Below are 16,450 nucleotides of genomic sequence, written 5' to 3'. Positions count from 1 at the left end.
TGCGGTGAGGGTCATTATCTCAGCACTTCCTGATATAAATCCTCGTACTGCCTTGCGGAATCGTCCCACAAAAACCGTGTGTTTAGCGCCCTTTGAAGCAGTTCTGTCCTGCGCTCGGGATCTCTGTAAGCTGCTACGGCTCTCATAGTTGCATCGATCAGGGCCTGCGGGCTGTAGTCAGCAAATGTAAAGCCATTACCTCTTTGGTCGTCTGTGTCTATGTCGATGATGGTATCTGCCAGCCCGCCCGTCTGGCGAACTATCGGTATGGCAAGATGGGCAAGGGCTTCCATCTGGACAAGCCCGCAGGGCTCCCATCTTGAAGGAACATATATGAAGTCAGATCCTCCCAATATTAAGCTGGTTGCCCTGTAGTCGAACCGGTTCACAAAATGAAAGGACTTTGGAAATGATCCCTGCAGACGAGAAAACTTTTGCTCGAGAGCTTTGTCCCCTGTGCCGGTAAGCACAAAACTCATCCCGTTGCCCGCCAGTTCCGAAAGTGCATCCGCAACCAGGTCAAAACCTTTTTGGGACGGGTCTATCCTGCCTATGACCCCTATCAGCGGCCTGCCGGGATCTCTGTCGAGCCCGAACTCCTTAAGAGCTATTTCCTTTGCTAAATGCTTGCTTCGTAAGTGGACCGTTAAGTCCGAAGGGTCTCCGTCGGATTCTACATAAGAAGACAGATGCGGATTGGTCAAAAGCGATTTGTTCTCGTAATCATGGCCGTTAAGGATGCCGGCAAAAGGCTTTGTTCGGGAAATAGCCATAAGGAACATTTGGAACGCTTCCCTGTTCGGAAGGTTGGGGTCAGGATAATCAGAAACTATTTCGCTTGCATAATTGGGGCTTACGGTGCTTACTCCGTCCGCAAAACGCAGTCCTCCGACAAGAGCATTAACACGCTGAAAATATTCCAGTCCTTCACCGGGCCTGCTTTGGTCGAACAGCCATTCGGGCAGTCCAAGGGTCCGGAGGATCTCGGGGTCTTCCTCAGGGCCGTGCATGCTGGCGTTGTGCATGGTCAAGACCGTTTTTATCGAGCCGTAATCGGGATAATGCGAAAAAGCGGTTTTTAGCATAACGGGAAGCAGAGCAGAAGACCAGTCGTGACAGTGGATGATGTCCGGATGCCAGTCCACTTTCCTGGGGATCTCCAGAGCGGCTTTGCAAAAGAAGCCGAACCTTTCCATGTTGTTAAAATAGTCCTGATGCCCGTCGCCGTACACCCCCGGCCTGCCGAAGTAACTGTTGTAGTCTATAAAGTAGAAGTCAAGGCCCGAAGTATCGGTATGTTCTATAACATCTGCCCATCTATTGATGCCGAATATCGGCGCATCAACAGAGAACCTAGCATTGCGTTCTATGTTAAGAGCAGACTTCTGGGCTATCTTGCTGTAATATGGCGTGCAAAACCTTACATCATGGCCCCTGTTCTTTAGTGAAAAAGCAAGTTCCCCAGCGGCAATGCCCATTCCCCCGGTCTTGTACAGGGGGCTTTCGGCGCAAACAAAAAGTACTCTTGTCATGTGTGTTCTAATCTCTTTCCCGGCAGCGAACGCCGTACAACGATTTATCGGCAAAGAAGGCCTGTGATTTCACGGGAGAACTACTATTTTATTGAAATATAGGGTTATATGGTGAAGCAAATTATTGCTGTAATCTGTCCCTGCATACTCTAGCGACCGGAGGATGCGGGTCATTGACCAATTGTTCCCAGATCGAGTTGTCCGCTCCCGGGTTTCTAACTGCCCTAAGCCGGATATCGCGGTTAAGATACCCGCCCATCTTAACAAGGCTGTCAAGAACTATTTTTGGGGTGTTTGGATTCTCGCCGAGAAAGAAAAAAGTTGTCCAATAGGCGGGACTTGCAATGTTAAAAACACGGCCAAGAGCGTCTTTGTCCGCTGACAGGGCAGAGTAAAAACTAAGCACAAATTCAGGATCCCCTTCCTGAGGGCTTCTGTCCCCCGGACCGGACGCGTCTTCAAGAAGCATTATTGGGTCATGCCCTGTAAGTTCCGGTATTCCTTTTGCTGCGGACACCAGCATTGCCGACAATTTTGAATGGAACAGCTCCACCGTCCTTTTGAAGAAATGCTCGGTTGTTTCTCTTAAGCCTCCGTACCTTTGGATATATGCAGCGCTTGCAGGACTTGCCTTAAGATCATGTCCGATCAGATTGGTCTCTTCCCCGTAAAAAAAGTGCGCATCGTCTTTTATGCCAAGTAAGACATCGAGATATTCACTAAAATGATCTGACAGCTCCGGTTCCGGGCAGATGGACAGCAATCTCATGGCGGTTCTAAAAAGCGAGAAATACTTTAGAGCGCCTGGCCCGTGTTTCATGTCGATCTTTTCGCGAGGTCCTGGCAGCGGCCTTTCAAAAACTAGGTTTCTTAGGACAAAGAACAAGGCGCTCTCATATTGCTTAATTCCTGCTTCCGGAAGCCGGGACAGCCCGAGTGAACCGACAGTTGTTCCGGAAATACCCAGGGGGGCAGAATCTATAAGGATCAGTCTTTCCCACGCGTTATTAAGAAAATTATGTCTGATCTCCTCGATAGTTCCTGAGCTGCATTGCACAGTTCTGCCCGTGACCTCTTCAATTTCGGTTATGTAAGGCTGGACCCCGGGGTCGGCGATACGAACCGATGCGACGGCCATATCTATGTCGGAGCGGAAGGAGGCTTCCTCTCTAAAAGTGCTGCCGCTAATAAGGATCAGCGTGTCAGGCCGTAGATGCAAAGGCCTAATAGCCAGCAACGCTTTTTGGTCAAGCAGCGAATATCGGCGGGCTTTTTCGAGCCCTGCCCGTCCCGGGGGATAGATACGGTCCCTTATCTCCAGTTTTGCTTGTTCGTAAGCAGGTTTTATCATCAAAAAAAGTAGCTTTCTCTTGCCGGGCCTTCAGGCCTTTCGAAGTTCCCTGTTCTAACTGCGTCATCCGCAATGTGGCAGTTTCTCGAAAGCCGGCAGCCGTCCTTGGAACAATAGCTGATTATTTTGCTTGCATATAGATAAGAAAGCAACCCGACCGTAATTCGATAATCGTCATCTGTAAGGATATTGCCCATTATATTTTCCTGTCTGTCGAGGTCTATGCTGACAAAGCAGGGATATATTAATCCGGAGGGGCGGACCAATCTGTACAAAAGAGGGAATGCGCAAAAATCAAAATCTGCGCCGGTATATGTTGTATTTCCTTTCAGGACTGAGCCAAAATTTGAGTTCGTTTCGGCAAACTCCCTGAAAGAAGGAGATGAATTGGACATCAGTTCACTGTATTGTTCCTTAGCGGCCGCCAATTGGTCCTCTGTTATTGCGTACTCAAAAAAAGCTGTTCCAGCGCTGATGGCCTCAAAATCCTGTGTGGAAGGACGCATAGCCCTGTATTGCACGTTTGTCTTATCTATTCGCCCAGGTTTCTCGATAACGATCCCGTAAATAAGTTTCAAAAAATCCACTGCTTCCGAAATGTTCAGTGAAGAAAAAAGAAAGCCCGCTCCAACATAAGGGATGGGGCTGTCCAAATATGAACGGAGGTTATTGAGTGTGGCGTCAAGCGAATGCCTTCCTGCTCCTTTGATCCTTTCGTATGTTCCTTGGGTGGATGCATCAATTGATAGACGAGTCCATGTGAGCTGGCCCAGAACCTGCTCTTCTTGTGGGGGAAGCGCGACTCCATTTGTGATCAAGCCAAACTGGACTCCCGGCGACAAACCGCTTAATCTGGTCATGGCATCGGCCAGCGTTTTTTCATCTGATCTGTATACTGTAGGTTCTCCTCCTCCAACTAGAGTGATAGCTTTTGGCTGCATTTCCCCGACATGGTCAAGACCGTCGAAGGGGAATACATCAGATTTGAAATTGCCGTAATAACAGCCGGGACATCTACAGTTACACCTGTCGGTTAAGTGAAGCTCAACGAGCCCGCAGGAATAGGCTGTGACCATTAGAGAGATAGCCTCTTTCTGGGACAAGGCAGGGGATGCTCTGCTTGCCAAAAAAGACAAAGTATCAAGCGCTTCTGCCTGTCCGATTTTTAATAGATGCAGCCTGTCCAGGTTTTTCATTGTGGAAGCGGAGGGGACAGTTCCCGGCATGGTAAAAATGTCCAGGCGTTTCCCGATCTCGATTTTTGTCCTTAGTAAACCAGAGTGATTAAGCATTCTCCTCGGGTTCCGCATCACATCGCTTAAAACATTAAAATTTGGCATGATATTACCTCCTTACCAGTTCATCCATCCAGGGTTGAAAAGACAATGCTGTTTCCGGTAGCAATCCGAGCACATTCTTTAGATTGTTCCAGTGAGTATCTGAGCCTCCGCTAAACAACAGGCCAAGATCAGTTGCCAGCTTAAAGAGATAAGCGGCCACTTCCGGACTGTGGTTTTTATGAACGGCTTCTATCCCGTCAAATTCATATGCGCTATTGCTCAATACTTGTTGAATAGCCTGTTTTATGCTGCCATCCTTTCCGATCCCGGCTTTTTCTGAGCTTCTGTAGGGGTGTGCCCAGAATACAAGGCCTCCGGCACTTTTTAGTATGTTAATTGATACTTCAGCGGGTGCTAGTCTGATCGGCATCTCTGATCCAATAAGCTCCGTGAATTCAAGCGCTCTTGTGTAAGGTCTGTCAGCGTCGCTGCATGGGAAGTACCCTCTGGAGTGGAGAAGCTTGGCCAGGACGCCTTCTTGCCCGGCGCAAACTCCATTTTCTGATAAAGCCTCTATTTTAGCAAGGTCATCTGGAGTTACCGCTGTCTCTCGAAGTGTTTTGTTGATGCGTTGAGCCAAATGGCAGGTCCTGTTCAGCAGGTCTTCTCTTGTTGTCAGCAGCATTTCTCTTAAGTAAGGGTCTTCATGGTCTAAACCATAGCCCAGAATATCTATCCTGCCGATGGGATTTGCTGTACAGGTGAGCTCTATGCCTGTTATAACAGCAACAGAGTGCCTTTTGGCTTCTTGTAAGAGTCTGGGAATACATGATACAGAAGAGTGGTCTGTGATCGATATGGCGGAAAACCCGTAATATCCTGCGGTACGGCAGATCATTGCAGGCGTTGCATATCTGCTGGCATCCCCGGAAAAACTCGAATGGATATGCAGGTCAACTTTTCCGGCGAACTTTCCGCCCAACGCTTTGTCTATCCCGAACTTATTCCAGCCAGGGTCCCATTTGACTCTCATATTTCACTCTTTCAATCCCTATATGATCTTGAGAAGTTCTATAAAATCATCGATAGATTTTAGAATAGATTTCGGATATAATTCTTTTGTCAATGGAACTATTAAAACTCGGTGAATTTGGACTTATAGCAGCGATTAGGGGTCAAATTCATGGAAAACAATGCAGGGAAGGAGTTCTTGCCGGAATAGGCGATGATGCCGCCGTCCTTAAGCTGTCAGAAGGCAAACTTCTTGTGGCCGCTGCAGATACGCTTGTGGAAAAGGTCCACTTTGATCTTTCCTACTATTCTTATTTTGATCTGGGCTGGAAGTCGCTCGCGGTAAATCTGTCCGACATCGCCGCTATGGGGGCTGATCCCAAATGGGCCCTTGTATCTATAGGTCTGCCTAAGAGAACAAAAGTCAAGAATGTCATCAGGTTCTATAAAGGAATGAAAGCTCTGGGGGGCAAATACGGGGTCAGCATTGTCGGAGGAGATACCGTATCATCGCCGAACAGGCTTTATGTCAGCATTACCCTGCTGGGCGAGGTCCTTAGAAAGCGGATGGTCCTTAGGAAAGGCGCAAAAGAGGGGGACTTGATACTGGCAACAGGCTCACTGGGAGGGGCTCTTCCCGGCAGGAACATTAAACATCTCCGTCCTGAGCCAAGGGTCAGGGAAGGACGCATTATCGCGAACGGCGGAGCGACCTCCATGATAGATTCAAGCGACGGGCTTTCCCGCTCGCTGGCGGAGTTGTGCAAGGCCTCTGGAAAGGGCGCTCTGCTGTTCGAGGGTTTGATCCCCAGGGCAAAGAAAGCCTCCCTTAAAGAAGCTCTTCATGGAGGTGAAGATTATGAACTTGTCTTTACTTGCCCAAAGCGCAGGGCAGGTGCGATAATAAAAGAACTGGCTAAGCTGTCAAAAGCATCGGTTATCGGCAGGATGACCAATAACAAGGGCAGGGTTGTTCTGTCCTGTGCCGGCGGAAAAGAGAAGGAACTTGAAATACGAAGCTTCGAGCATTTCTAGGCTGATCGACAAAAGACGGCTTGTCAAAAGGTTTTTGGACCTTGCCAGGATAAAAAGCGTTTCAAAGTCCGAAAAGCAGGCCGGAGAGTATGTGAGAAAGCAGATGACTTCAATGGGGATCAAATGCAGAAGCGACCGGGCAGGCATAAGGATGGGAGGCGATTGCGGCAACATCTTTGCTTTCCTCAAGGGAAATGTCAAGGGAGCCCCGAAGATACTCCTGAACGCGCATATTGACACGGTCACGCACGAAGGTTCTGTTAAGCCTGTGGTAAGGAACGGGATCATCCGCAGCGACGGCTCCACCATACTTGGAGCGGACTGCAAGGCTTCGGTCGCCGCGATACTGGAAGCGGTGTCGATAGTGAAAAAGAAGGCCATCCCGCACGGTGATATATGCCTCCTGTTCACGGTGGCGGAGGAGATCGGCATCTGCGGGGCAAAATGCTGCGATCCTTCTTTTTTGCGCGCGGACTGCGGCTTTGTTTTTGACGGGGGGCAGGTGGACCAGATAATAAACAGGGCGCCCTCGCAGGTCTCCTTTGAGGCCAGGATCACGGGTAAGGCCGCGCATGCGGGAACGCATCCTGAGGACGGCATCAATGCCATCAAGGTGGCTGCAGAGGCCATTTCAAAAATGAAGCTAGGCAGGATAGACAGCGAAACCACTTCTAATATCGGCATCATCTCAGGAGGCGCCGCCAGGAACATTGTTGCAGAATCCGTGCGTATCACGGGAGAGGCAAGGAGCCGCAGCAGGGCAAAGCTTAAACGGCAGATGAGAAAAATAACCGACATCCTGACCTCAACCTGTAAAAAACATAAAGCCTCTTTGAGGCTCAAAGTCGAGCCTTCGTACGAACTGTTTGAGGTCAAACGCAGTTCTGAGGCGGTAAAGCTTGCTGAGAAAGCCGTCAAAATGATCGACCTTAGTCCCAGGCTGTCAGCCACCGGAGGAGGCAGCGACGCCAATGTGTTTAACGAGCGAGGCCTTCAGAGCGTGATTATGGGGGTAGGATTCCATAATATACACACATCCAAAGAGTATATAGAGATCGAGGATATGGTAAAAGGAGCGGAACTGGCGCTGTCCATTATACTTGCGGCCGCTTCAAAAAAATGAGCTTAGCAGACTTTGAGTGCCGCGTAAAAGATTTTTTAGCCTTTCTTAAGATTGAAAAAGGCTATTCGCCAAATACTGCGGTCTCCTACAAAAGGGACCTTGCGGACCTCAAAAGGTTTGGATTGACCCCCAAAGGCATCGGTCAGTTCGTACAGTCCCTAAGCAGGAGAGGGTATGCCGCATCTTCCATAATGAGGAAAACCGCCGCGGTAAAATCCTTCTGCCATTTTCTTGTGGGCGAAGGGCTGCTTGACCTTGACCCCAGCCAGGATATGATCATGCCCAAAATACCCAAAAAACTGCCCAAAGCGCTTTCTGTATCTGACGCATCTGCTCTTGCCGAATTCTCCCAAAAAAAGGACAAATACAGTTTAAGGGACAGGGCGATGATAGAACTGCTGTACGGCTGCGGCCTAAGGGCAAGTGAACTGGTAGGCCTGGATCTTAACTCTGTCAATTTTGATTCGGGCTTTGTCAGGTGTTTTGGCAAAGGCGGGAAAGAAAGGATAGTTCCCGCAGGGGCCGGAGCCTTGACGGTACTAAAGCAATACCTAAAGATCTCCAGGCCCAGGTTCCTAAAGAAGAGAAAAAGCGAAGCGCTTTTTTTGGACCGCTGCGGCAAAAGGCTGACCAGGCAGGGACTCTGGCTGCTGATCAAAAAGCATGTCAGGCAGACCGGGGTAAGACAGAGCGCTTCCCCCCACACGCTCCGGCACAGCTTTGCAACGCATCTGCTAGAAGGAGGAGCCGACCTCCGGTCTGTGCAGGAGATGCTGGGACATGCTAACATTACAACGACCCAGATCTATACGAGCGTGAGCAGGGAAAGATTAAAAAAGGTCTATAGAGAGAGTCACCCGAGGGCATAATAATGGATGCTTTTGTTGTCAGACTGCTTCTGTCCCCGATATTTTTGTTCGCTCTGATCATGCATGAGATGGCGCACGGCAAGGCTGCTGATATGCTTAAGGACCCTACAGCCCGCACTTTCGGCAGGCTGTCCTTTAATCCTTTTGCCCACCTTGACCTGCTCGGGGCCGCTTCTTTTGTGATCTTCGGCTTTGGCTGGGCAAAGCCTGTTCCCATCAATCCCTATTTTTTTGAGGACCCAAAAAAGGACACCGCTATCGTCGGGCTCGCAGGGCCTGCTGCCAATCTTCTTATCGCCTGGTTCTTTTCCGTGCTTTTCCGGTATTTCAGTTTTGATCATGAACTGCTGAGGTTCATCTACTTTAATACAGTTTGGATCAATATCATGTTCGCGGTATTCAATCTTATTCCTATACCTCCCCTTGACGGGTCAAGGCTGTTAAGAGCTTTCCTTCCCAGGGAAGGAGCGGCTTTTCTTGACAGCATCGAGCCTTACGGCATCTTCATAGTCTTGTTCCTTTTGATGATGCCGGGAAGCTACAGAGCGCTTAATCTGCTTATCCGTTTTATTTTTGGCTTCTTAATGCCTACATGAACTATCCGGCATCCGTCCGCTATCTTGAATCCTTCTGGAAATTCGGAATAAAACCCGGCCTTGCCAGGATAAAAAGTCTCCTAAAAGTCCTTGGCGAACCTCAGAAAGACCTGGTTTGCATACATGTAGCAGGCACCAATGGGAAAGGATCGACTTGCGCGATGACAGCTTCTATCCTCAAGGAATGCGGCTTTAAGGTTGGCCTGTATACTTCCCCGCATCTGCTAGACTATACCGAAAGATTCAGGATAAACGACAAAAGCATAACAAAAAAGGAATTTGCCGGATACTGTTCAAGAATAAGATCTATATTGCGCTCTTATCCGTTAAAAAAAGAAAAGCCCACCGAATTTGAGCTGCTGACGGCCATTGCCTTTAAATATTTTTCGGACGAGAAAGTCGATATCGCGGTCATAGAAACGGGCCTTGGAGGAAGGCTGGATTCCACCAATGTCATAATTCCCGAGGTTTGCGCTATAACTAACATAGATCTTGACCATACCGAGCTTCTTGGCAGGACTATAAGGTCGGTGGCTCAGGAAAAGGCCGGCATAATAAAAAGCGGGGTAGAAGTTGTCGTGCCCCGGTCGCTTAACAAGGAAGCGCTTAAGGTGGTAAGAAAGGTTTGCGCCTTAAAAAAAAGCACTCTTATTATCGCAAACAAGGCTGAAGGCAAGCGGGGGGCAATTGTCAGGCTTAAAGGCGCTTTTCAAAAAGAGAACGCGGGAGTGGTGCTTGAAACAATAGAGGTCTTTAGAAAAAAAGGCTGGAACATCAAAGAGCGGTGCGTTATTAAAGGTTTTAAGAATACCATTTGGCCGGCAAGGTTCCAGCAGGTTATAAGCAATCCCCGTGTCCTTGTGGACGCGGGGCATAATCCCGCGGGTCTGGAGGTTGTTGCAAAAGAGGCTGCAAAGAATAAAAAAGCGGTCTTTGTCCTTGGGATGCTCTCACACAAGGACCATATAGGTGCGGTCAGAGCTGTGTCTCCTTATGCAAAGACTATACTTGCCTGCGCGCTGGATCATCCTTTTTCGCTTGATCCGGTACTTATTGAGGAGGAAGCCTGTAGGAGGGGAGTCCCCTCCAGGTCTTTTTGTTCTCTAAAAGAAGGTATAAAATTTGCCTTGGGGCTGGCTGGTCATGACGGGATCGTTTGCGTGGCCGGGTCCCATGTGACGGCCGGATGGGCGCTTAAGCACTTCGGATGCGCGCCTCGTTGACGCGGACCCCGGTATATTGTAAAATTGACCTGTCGGTATTATCCAAACATGAACGAAAACCAGAATAGAGGCCTGGAAGAATTTGAGGACGATGAAATAGGCATAGGTCGCAATATAAAAAGAAGGTCTTCGGGGTCCTCAGCCTTAAAAGGCATATTTTTTGGTTTAATACTTGTCCTGCTAGTTGTCGGAAGCTTCTGGGCAAGTTTCATGATAGGGAAAAGGCTCCTTCTTCCGGGTAAGCCGGTTGAAGGGATCCAAGAGGAAAACACTCGCACGGTAGCAGTGCCGTTTCCCGAAAAAAAACCTTTGCCTGCCGAAAAAGAGGGATTGAAATATCCAAATCTTGAGCGGCCGGCAAAAGAGGACAGGCCTGCTCGGGTGGTAAGAAAAAAGGTCATAGTCCCGGAAGTAAAAAAAGAGGTCCCGGCCGCTGTTGAGGCCAGACCGGCTGCAGAAAGCGGAGTTTACTACAAGGTTGAAGCAGGTATGGCTCCGTCAAGGGAACAGGCCATAGAGCAGATGAAGGCTTTGGAAGAGGCGGGGTTTGAGGTGTTTGCCCGTGAGATAGCTTCCGGATCGTGGAGGGTCCAGGCAGGGGCTTTTAAAACAAGCGATAAAGCTGAAAAAGTGGCGGCAGAGCTGACCGCAAAAGGTTTTTCGGCAAAGGTCATCAAGGAATAAGAAAGGAAGAGAAATGGGAATCTATGATTATGTGTTCGGGCATTTTTCGAGGGATATAGGGATCGATCTTGGGACCGCAACTACCCTGGTATTTGCAAAAGGAGAAGGCATCATCCTGTGCGAGCCATCTGTGGTGGCCATTAACAAGGATACAGGCAAAGTGCTTGCCATCGGCAACGAGGCAAAGGGAATGCTGGGCAGGACCCCGGCCAATATAATCGCGGTAAGGCCTTTGCGCGACGGGGTTATCGCGGATTTTGAGGTCACCGAAATGATGCTGAGGCATTTTATCACTAAAAGCCACAACAGAAGCGCTTTTGTCCGCCCGAGGATAGTGGTCGGTGTTCCTTCCGGGATAACGGGAGTCGAGCGCAGGGCCGTGATCGACGCCGCAATGCATGCTGGAGCAAGAGAGGCCTATCTGATAGAAGAGCCGATGGCCGCTGCAATTGGGGCGGGACTACCGGTGTCAGAGCCGGTCGGCAGCATGATAGTTGACATCGGGGGAGGCACCACAGAAGTGGCCGTCCTTGCACTGGGGGGCATAGTAGTTTCAAAGTCTATCAGAGTGGCCGGAGATGAGATGGACGAGGCCATAGTTGCTCATTGCAGAAAGAACTATAACCTGCTTATCGGGGAAAGGACAGCGGAGCAGATCAAGATCGACATTGGTTCTGCTTATCCCCTGGGAGAAGAAAGGACAGTTGAGGTCAGGGGAAGGGACCTGGTTTCGGGGCTTCCAAAGACCATAACGCTCACTTCTGCCGAGATAAGGGATGCACTTGCAGAACCCGTTTCTACCGTGGTGGATGCCGTAAGGATGACGCTGGAAAAAACCCCGCCTGAGCTGGCAGCGGACGTAATGGACAGGGGAATAGTAATGGCCGGCGGAGGTTCGCTCTTGAGAGGCCTTGATAAGCATTTAAGCCAGGAAACGGACATGTCTGTTTATGTGGTGGATGATCCGCTTTCGTGCGTTGCTTACGGAACGGGAAAGGTCCTTGAAGAAATAGATGTCCTGAAAAAGGTCCTGATAACCACCAAGAAAAACTGGCAGTAACGGGTCCATCATATGCGCCAACCAATGAACAGAAGGCCGTTTGTGCTTCTGCTGTTGGTGCTGCTGGCTTTAGGCGCTCTGCTTAATGCTCCCTGGCTGTCGCAGTCACCCCCCGCAAAGTTCGTCAGGGAAGCAGGGCTTTCTATTTTTTCTCCCGCCATAGCTGCCGCAGGGGCTTTGTTTGACGCCCCGAGAGCGGCTATGAAGAATATAGCCGGATTGAGAAACGCTCAAAAACATAACGACCTTCTCAGAGAACGCCTGAGCAGGCTTACCTCAAAAAGCTTATCTTATGACGAACTGCTTAAGGAGAATGAAACTTTCCGCAGGATGCTTCAGTTCAGGTCCGCGAACCCTTATAAAAGGACAATGATAGCGGCCAGGGTGGCGGGAAGAAGCGGCAGCCAGTGGTTCAACACAGTTATTGTTGACAAGGGCAGCGCCGACGGCGTTAAAAAAGACCTCGCGGTCATCTCAATTGACGGCCTTGTGGGAAAGACAACTGAAGTATCCAGGCATTACTCAAAGGTGACCCTTATATCAGATCCTGACTCAAGCGTTTCTTCTTATCTGTCCCCGTCAGGCGCCATGGGGGTAGCTGCAGGGACATTTTCGGATATTCTGGAACTGAAATATGTCACCGGCACCGCATCGGTCGAAGTTAACGGTAAAGTCATTACTTCGGGGGTGTCTGATATCTTCCCCAAAGGAATACCTGTTGGCACTGTGATAAAGGCCGACAAACAGGATTTTGCGCTTTTTCAGCATATACTGGTCAGGATAGCCGCGGACCTTTCAAGACTTGACGGGGTCTTTATCCTAAGATGAATCTCAGATATTTGCGTTTCATAGCCTTTTCCCTGGTCCTGGTGACCGCCCAGTCAGCCGTGTTCTCGAGAATATCATTTTTTGGAGCTTATCCCGATCTAATGCTTTCGTTCGCGGTGGTGTGCGGCCTTATGGGGGGGGCGTCTTCCGGTCTTGCCGCTGGCCTTTTCCTGGGATCGCTGCAGGATACTATACACGGCACCGGTTTCATGTTCCTTTTGGGGCTGGGGTTTGCGGGGCTCATTTCCGGGTCGATCAAAGGCGCGGTGATAAGGGATGAGTTCGGCGTATCGATCGGCATCTCTTTAATATCTATGCTGTCCTTTCATCTGTTCTATGCAGCGGTCTTTAAATACTTCGGAGGTTATGATATCCCTTTTCTGCGGGTATCCCTCTTTATATCTCCTGTGATAAATCTTTTGTTCGTGCCGGTCCTGATAGAAGCCTATAGGAAGGTGTTCCGGGATGGATAATTCCCCCAAATTGGGCCCTTATGTAAAAGCCTTCAGGGTTGTTTTGCTGCTGCTTTTTCTTGTCCTTGCTATAAGACTCTGGTATCTGCAGTCGGTCAAGAACCAGGCATACCTCAGGCTTGCCCAGTTGAACGCGGCGCATACGATGCCCGTGATAGCTCCGCGAGGTATCATCTACGACAGATATGGAAAAGTACTCGTGGGCAACAGGGCCGTTTTTTCGGCTTATCTTGTCCAGAGCGAGATCAGGGACAGGGAACACCTGCTTAACAGGGCCTCGAGCCTGCTCAAAGTTCCAAAGGAGCACCTTCTTAAGGTCCTCAAGGCAAAGAAGGCTCGTCCCTTTGACCCGATCCTGGTCAAGGATGACCTATCCCTAGAAACCGTCGCCAGGATAGAAGAGCAGAAACTGCAGCTGTCAGGTCTCATAGTCAACACAAAACCGGTCAGGGTCTATCCCGGAAAGTCTCTTGCCGCTCATGTCCTCGGATACATCGGAGAGGTGACGGCGCAGGACATAGAAAGATCGGGCTCGCTTAACATCCGCAGCGGCGACCTTATCGGCAAAACAGGGGTTGAAAAGATATACGACCAGTACCTTAGAGGAATAAACGGCGGACAGCGCATGGCGATAGAGTCCTACGGCAAACCGACCTCCATACGCGGTTATTCCGACAGCCAGCCCGGCAAAAATCTTACGCTGACCATAGACCTGGACCTTCAAAAAGCCTGTGAGGCCAGCCTTGGGCAGAAACCGGGAGCGGTAATTGTGATCGACCCGAACAACGGACAGGTGCTGGCCCTGGCTTCCTATCCAAATTACGACCCCAATATCTTTTCTCTTCCGGTAGATCCCAAAGTCTGGAGCGCTCTCCAGAAAAGGGCCCAGCCCTTTCTTAACAGAGGGATCGCGGCTTATCCCGCTGGTTCGGTCTTTAAATCCGTTACTCTGTCAGCCGCGCTGGAAAAAGGTTTTTCAAGCGTACCTGAGGTCTTTAACTGTCCGGGCTTCTATAAGCTGGGGGCAAGAACGGCAAAATGCTGGAAAACCTCGGGACACGGAAGGCTCAGCCTTTTGGAGGGGCTAGTTCAGTCGTGCAATGTTGTTTTCTATGGCCTGGGAAAGGAGATCGGCCCGGAGATCCTCAGGGATTTTGCTTCTTCCTACGGCCTCGGACACAAAACCGGAATAGACCTTCCCGCCGAAGCCGCGGGACTGGTGCCCGATCCTCAGTGGAAAAAAAGGGTCTTAAAAGAGCCCTGGTACCTTGGAGATTCCATCAATTACGGGATAGGGCAGGGGTTTTTGTGGGTTACCCCCATACAGATCGCCAATCTTTACGCTTCCATAGCCAATGGAAAAGACCGGTTTGAGCCGCACCTGATCCTTTCCATAAGGGACAGAGAAGGGCAGGAGGAGTTCTCATACAAGCCAAAAGTCATCGGCTCCGTTCCCGTATCAGACAAAAACCTTTCCCATATAAGGCGCGCTTTGCGCGAAGTGGTTTCCAGAGGCACCGGAAGGTTTGCTGAGATAGCTTCCTTTGAGGCTGCAGGCAAGACCGGCACGGCAGAAAACCCTGCCGGAGCCGCCCATGCCTGGTTCGTGTGCTACGCGCCCTACAAAGAACCCCGGATCGCTGTTGCGGCCTTTGTTGAACACGGCGGGCACGGCAACACGGTCACGGCGCAAATAGCAAAAGAGGTCCTTAACTGGTATCATAAATACAGGGTTAAGGGAGAAAAGGAAAAAGAGGATGCTGGCAAAAAGAATAATCCCCTGTCTTGATGTAAAAGAAGGCCGCGTGGTAAAAGGCGTCAACTTTGTCGATCTTGTTGATGCAGGAGATCCTGTTGAACTGGCAAAGTTCTACGACCAAGAAGGCGCCGATGAGCTCGTTTTTTTGGACATCACCGCTTCTTCCGACAAGCGCTCTATCATGATCGAGGTGGTAAGCAAAGTGGCCGAGCAGGTCTTTATCCCTTTTACCGTCGGAGGCGGGATCTATGATCTTGAAACTATCCGTCAGATCCTTTCTTCAGGCGCCGACAAGGTCTCGATAAACACTGCGGCGGTAAAAGCTCCGGGGTTCATAAAACAGGCAGCAGAAAAATTCGGGAGCCAGTGCATTGTTGTGGCGATAGATTCAAAGTATAACGGCTCCTTTTTTGAGGTCTATACGCATGGCGGGCGCACGCCGACAGGCCTTGACGCCGTAGAGTGGGCAAAGCAGGTAGAAGAACTTGGCGCGGGAGAGATACTTTTGACAAGCATGGACAGGGACGGCACCAATATTGGATATGATCTTGAAGTCACTTCAAAAATATCAGCTTCTGTTGGCATTCCGGTTATAGCGTCCGGAGGCGCGGGCAGCAGCTCGCATATCCTTGAAGCCTTTGCCAAAAGCGGCGCCGATGCAGCTTTGCTTGCTTCCACTCTCCATTACGGCAGGCTCAGGATAGCGGATATCAAAGCTTTTTTGTCGCAGAGCGGGGTCCCCGTAAGGAACTGAAATGGACCTAAAAGAATACCTGAAAGAAAAAAGGGAGCTGATCGATACCGGGCTAAAAGCCCGCCTGCCAAAAGATGACGGTCTGCTTTCGCAGGCAATGCGGTATTCGGCCCTTGCCCCCGGCAAAAGATTAAGAGCTGTGCTTGTGATGGCATCTGCAGAAAGCGTAAAAATGGAAGCGATGCCCGTTCTTGATGCAGCCTGCGCCGTAGAGATGGCCCACGCTTTTTCGCTTGTTCACGATGACCTGCCATGCATGGATGACGACGACCTTCGCAGGGGGCTTCCCACCAGCCACAAAAAGTTTGGGGAAGCCGTTGCCGTACTGGCCGGAGATTCTCTTTTGGCTCTAGCCTTTGAAACTCTAGGAAAAAGCAAAGCGGCCCCTGCGGCTGTGAACAGGGCTCTTGTAGACCTTGCAGCAGCCCTTGGATACCGGGGAATGGCACTGGGACAGACCATGGATATTTTAAGCGAAGGAAAACTGATATCGCTCGAAGAGCTCTTTTGCATTCATGCGAGAAAGACGGGGGACCTTATCAGCGCTTCGTGCAGGCTCGGGGCTGTTCTGTCGGAGGCTCCGGAAAAAGATGTCACGGTGCTTTCGGAATACGGCCGGCATATCGGCATGGCCTTCCAGATCAAAGATGATATACTTGATATCGAAGGCTGCAGCCAGCATATCGGCAAGCCGCAGGGAAGCGACCTAAAAAGGAAAAAGGCCACGTTTCCCTCGCTCATAGGACTGGAAGATTCCAAAAAAGCCCTTGCCGATCACATAACAGCCGCAATGGACTGCCTTAAGGGTTTTGGGGCTCAGGCTGAGCCGTTAAGGCTGCTGGCAGGTTATATAGGGACAAGAACAAAATGAC

Annotated in this window: 16 protein-coding genes; 12 read left to right on the top strand and 4 right to left on the bottom strand. The window is 50.1% G+C overall.

Features of this window, described 5'->3' with window-relative positions; genetic code table 11:
• Positions 1-14 precede the first annotated feature (14 nt).
• The 4 genes from WC490_02325 to WC490_02310 form a co-directional block, all read right to left on the bottom strand.
• Complete coding sequence (locus tag WC490_02325; GenBank protein ID MFA5097448.1) at positions 15-1,532, bottom strand: glycogen/starch synthase; 1,518 nt, start codon at positions 1,530-1,532, stop codon at positions 15-17.
• Between the two features lie 121 nt (positions 1,533-1,653).
• On the bottom strand, positions 1,654-2,883 hold the full coding sequence (locus tag WC490_02320) for a hypothetical protein (GenBank protein ID MFA5097447.1): 1,230 nt from the start codon (positions 2,881-2,883) through the stop codon (positions 1,654-1,656).
• Positions 2,883-4,223: a radical SAM protein gene (locus WC490_02315; protein MFA5097446.1), complete on the bottom strand. Its 1,341-nt coding sequence runs from the start codon at positions 4,221-4,223 to the stop codon at positions 2,883-2,885. Before WC490_02315 ends, WC490_02320 begins: the two co-directional genes overlap by 1 nt.
• A 4-nt stretch (positions 4,224-4,227) precedes the next feature.
• Positions 4,228-5,196, bottom strand: a complete 969-nt coding sequence (locus WC490_02310) for a PHP domain-containing protein (protein ID MFA5097445.1) — start codon at positions 5,194-5,196, stop codon at positions 4,228-4,230.
• A 92-nt stretch (positions 5,197-5,288) separates the two neighbouring features.
• Here WC490_02310 and thiL point away from each other — a divergent pair, with 92 nt between their 5' ends.
• Genes thiL through WC490_02250 form a run of 12 tightly spaced genes read left to right on the top strand, consistent with a single transcriptional unit; the run spans position 5,289 to position 16,449 of the window.
• Positions 5,289-6,209 (top strand): thiamine-phosphate kinase, encoded by a 921-nt coding sequence (gene thiL / locus WC490_02305; protein ID MFA5097444.1) that lies wholly within the window; start codon positions 5,289-5,291, stop codon positions 6,207-6,209.
• Positions 6,181-7,332 (top strand): M20/M25/M40 family metallo-hydrolase, encoded by a 1,152-nt coding sequence (locus WC490_02300; GenBank protein ID MFA5097443.1) that lies wholly within the window; start codon positions 6,181-6,183, stop codon positions 7,330-7,332. The genes thiL and WC490_02300 overlap by 29 nt, the downstream gene beginning before the upstream one ends.
• Complete coding sequence (gene xerD / locus WC490_02295) at positions 7,329-8,201, top strand: site-specific tyrosine recombinase XerD (protein MFA5097442.1); 873 nt, start codon at positions 7,329-7,331, stop codon at positions 8,199-8,201. The genes WC490_02300 and xerD overlap by 4 nt, the downstream gene beginning before the upstream one ends.
• Before the next feature lie 2 nt (positions 8,202-8,203).
• Complete coding sequence (locus WC490_02290) at positions 8,204-8,797, top strand: site-2 protease family protein (protein ID MFA5097441.1); 594 nt, start codon at positions 8,204-8,206, stop codon at positions 8,795-8,797.
• Positions 8,794-10,020 (top strand): folylpolyglutamate synthase/dihydrofolate synthase family protein, encoded by a 1,227-nt coding sequence (locus WC490_02285; GenBank protein ID MFA5097440.1) that lies wholly within the window; start codon positions 8,794-8,796, stop codon positions 10,018-10,020. Before WC490_02290 ends, WC490_02285 begins: the two co-directional genes overlap by 4 nt.
• Before the next feature lie 48 nt (positions 10,021-10,068).
• A complete protein-coding gene (locus WC490_02280) occupies positions 10,069-10,704 on the top strand; it encodes an SPOR domain-containing protein (protein MFA5097439.1) in 636 nt (211 codons plus the stop codon).
• 13 nt (positions 10,705-10,717) lie between these two features.
• Positions 10,718-11,764 (top strand): rod shape-determining protein, encoded by a 1,047-nt coding sequence (locus tag WC490_02275; protein MFA5097438.1) that lies wholly within the window; start codon positions 10,718-10,720, stop codon positions 11,762-11,764.
• A 24-nt stretch (positions 11,765-11,788) separates the two neighbouring features.
• Positions 11,789-12,592 (top strand): rod shape-determining protein MreC, encoded by an 804-nt coding sequence (gene mreC, locus WC490_02270; GenBank protein ID MFA5097437.1) that lies wholly within the window; start codon positions 11,789-11,791, stop codon positions 12,590-12,592.
• Complete coding sequence (locus WC490_02265; GenBank protein ID MFA5097436.1) at positions 12,589-13,065, top strand: hypothetical protein; 477 nt, start codon at positions 12,589-12,591, stop codon at positions 13,063-13,065. The genes mreC and WC490_02265 overlap by 4 nt, the downstream gene beginning before the upstream one ends.
• Positions 13,058-14,854, top strand: coding sequence for a penicillin-binding protein 2 (mrdA, locus tag WC490_02260; protein ID MFA5097435.1), 1,797 nt, complete (start codon positions 13,058-13,060; stop codon positions 14,852-14,854). The genes WC490_02265 and mrdA overlap by 8 nt, the downstream gene beginning before the upstream one ends.
• The gene (gene hisF / locus WC490_02255) at positions 14,823-15,578 is read left to right on the top strand and encodes an imidazole glycerol phosphate synthase subunit HisF (protein MFA5097434.1); all 756 of its coding nucleotides are present in this window, start codon (positions 14,823-14,825) and stop codon (positions 15,576-15,578) included. The genes mrdA and hisF overlap by 32 nt, the downstream gene beginning before the upstream one ends.
• A 1-nt stretch (position 15,579) precedes the next feature.
• The gene (locus tag WC490_02250; protein MFA5097433.1) at positions 15,580-16,449 is read left to right on the top strand and encodes a polyprenyl synthetase family protein; all 870 of its coding nucleotides are present in this window, start codon (positions 15,580-15,582) and stop codon (positions 16,447-16,449) included.
• Position 16,450 lies beyond the last annotated feature (1 nt).

The sequence above is a fragment of the Candidatus Margulisiibacteriota bacterium genome, assembly GCA_041650635.1.
Lineage (GTDB): Bacteria > Margulisbacteria > WOR-1 > JAKLHX01 > JBAZKV01 > JBAZKV01.
The sequence above is the reverse complement of the archived record's forward strand: the minus strand, read 5'-3'. Positions and strand labels throughout refer to the sequence as shown.

Excerpts from the sequence above, each read along its gene's own strand:
- WC490_02325 (MFA5097448.1), bottom strand. The coding sequence starts at position 1,532 with ATGACAAGAGTACTTTTTGTTTGCGCCGAAAGCCCCCTGTACAAGACC.
- WC490_02320 (MFA5097447.1), bottom strand. The coding sequence starts at position 2,883 with ATGATAAAACCTGCTTACGAACAAGCAAAACTGGAGATAAGGGACCGT.
- WC490_02315 (MFA5097446.1), bottom strand. The coding sequence starts at position 4,223 with ATGCCAAATTTTAATGTTTTAAGCGATGTGATGCGGAACCCGAGGAGA.
- WC490_02310 (MFA5097445.1), bottom strand. The coding sequence starts at position 5,196 with ATGAGAGTCAAATGGGACCCTGGCTGGAATAAGTTCGGGATAGACAAA.
- thiL (MFA5097444.1), top strand. The coding sequence starts at position 5,289 with ATGGAACTATTAAAACTCGGTGAATTTGGACTTATAGCAGCGATTAGG.
- xerD (MFA5097442.1), top strand. The coding sequence starts at position 7,329 with ATGAGCTTAGCAGACTTTGAGTGCCGCGTAAAAGATTTTTTAGCCTTT.
- WC490_02290 (MFA5097441.1), top strand. The coding sequence starts at position 8,204 with ATGGATGCTTTTGTTGTCAGACTGCTTCTGTCCCCGATATTTTTGTTC.
- WC490_02285 (MFA5097440.1), top strand. The coding sequence starts at position 8,794 with ATGAACTATCCGGCATCCGTCCGCTATCTTGAATCCTTCTGGAAATTC.
- WC490_02280 (MFA5097439.1), top strand. The coding sequence starts at position 10,069 with ATGAACGAAAACCAGAATAGAGGCCTGGAAGAATTTGAGGACGATGAA.
- WC490_02275 (MFA5097438.1), top strand. The coding sequence starts at position 10,718 with ATGGGAATCTATGATTATGTGTTCGGGCATTTTTCGAGGGATATAGGG.
- mreC (MFA5097437.1), top strand. The coding sequence starts at position 11,789 with ATGAACAGAAGGCCGTTTGTGCTTCTGCTGTTGGTGCTGCTGGCTTTA.
- WC490_02265 (MFA5097436.1), top strand. The coding sequence starts at position 12,589 with ATGAATCTCAGATATTTGCGTTTCATAGCCTTTTCCCTGGTCCTGGTG.
- mrdA (MFA5097435.1), top strand. The coding sequence starts at position 13,058 with ATGGATAATTCCCCCAAATTGGGCCCTTATGTAAAAGCCTTCAGGGTT.
- hisF (MFA5097434.1), top strand. The coding sequence starts at position 14,823 with ATGCTGGCAAAAAGAATAATCCCCTGTCTTGATGTAAAAGAAGGCCGC.
- WC490_02250 (MFA5097433.1), top strand. The coding sequence starts at position 15,580 with ATGGACCTAAAAGAATACCTGAAAGAAAAAAGGGAGCTGATCGATACC.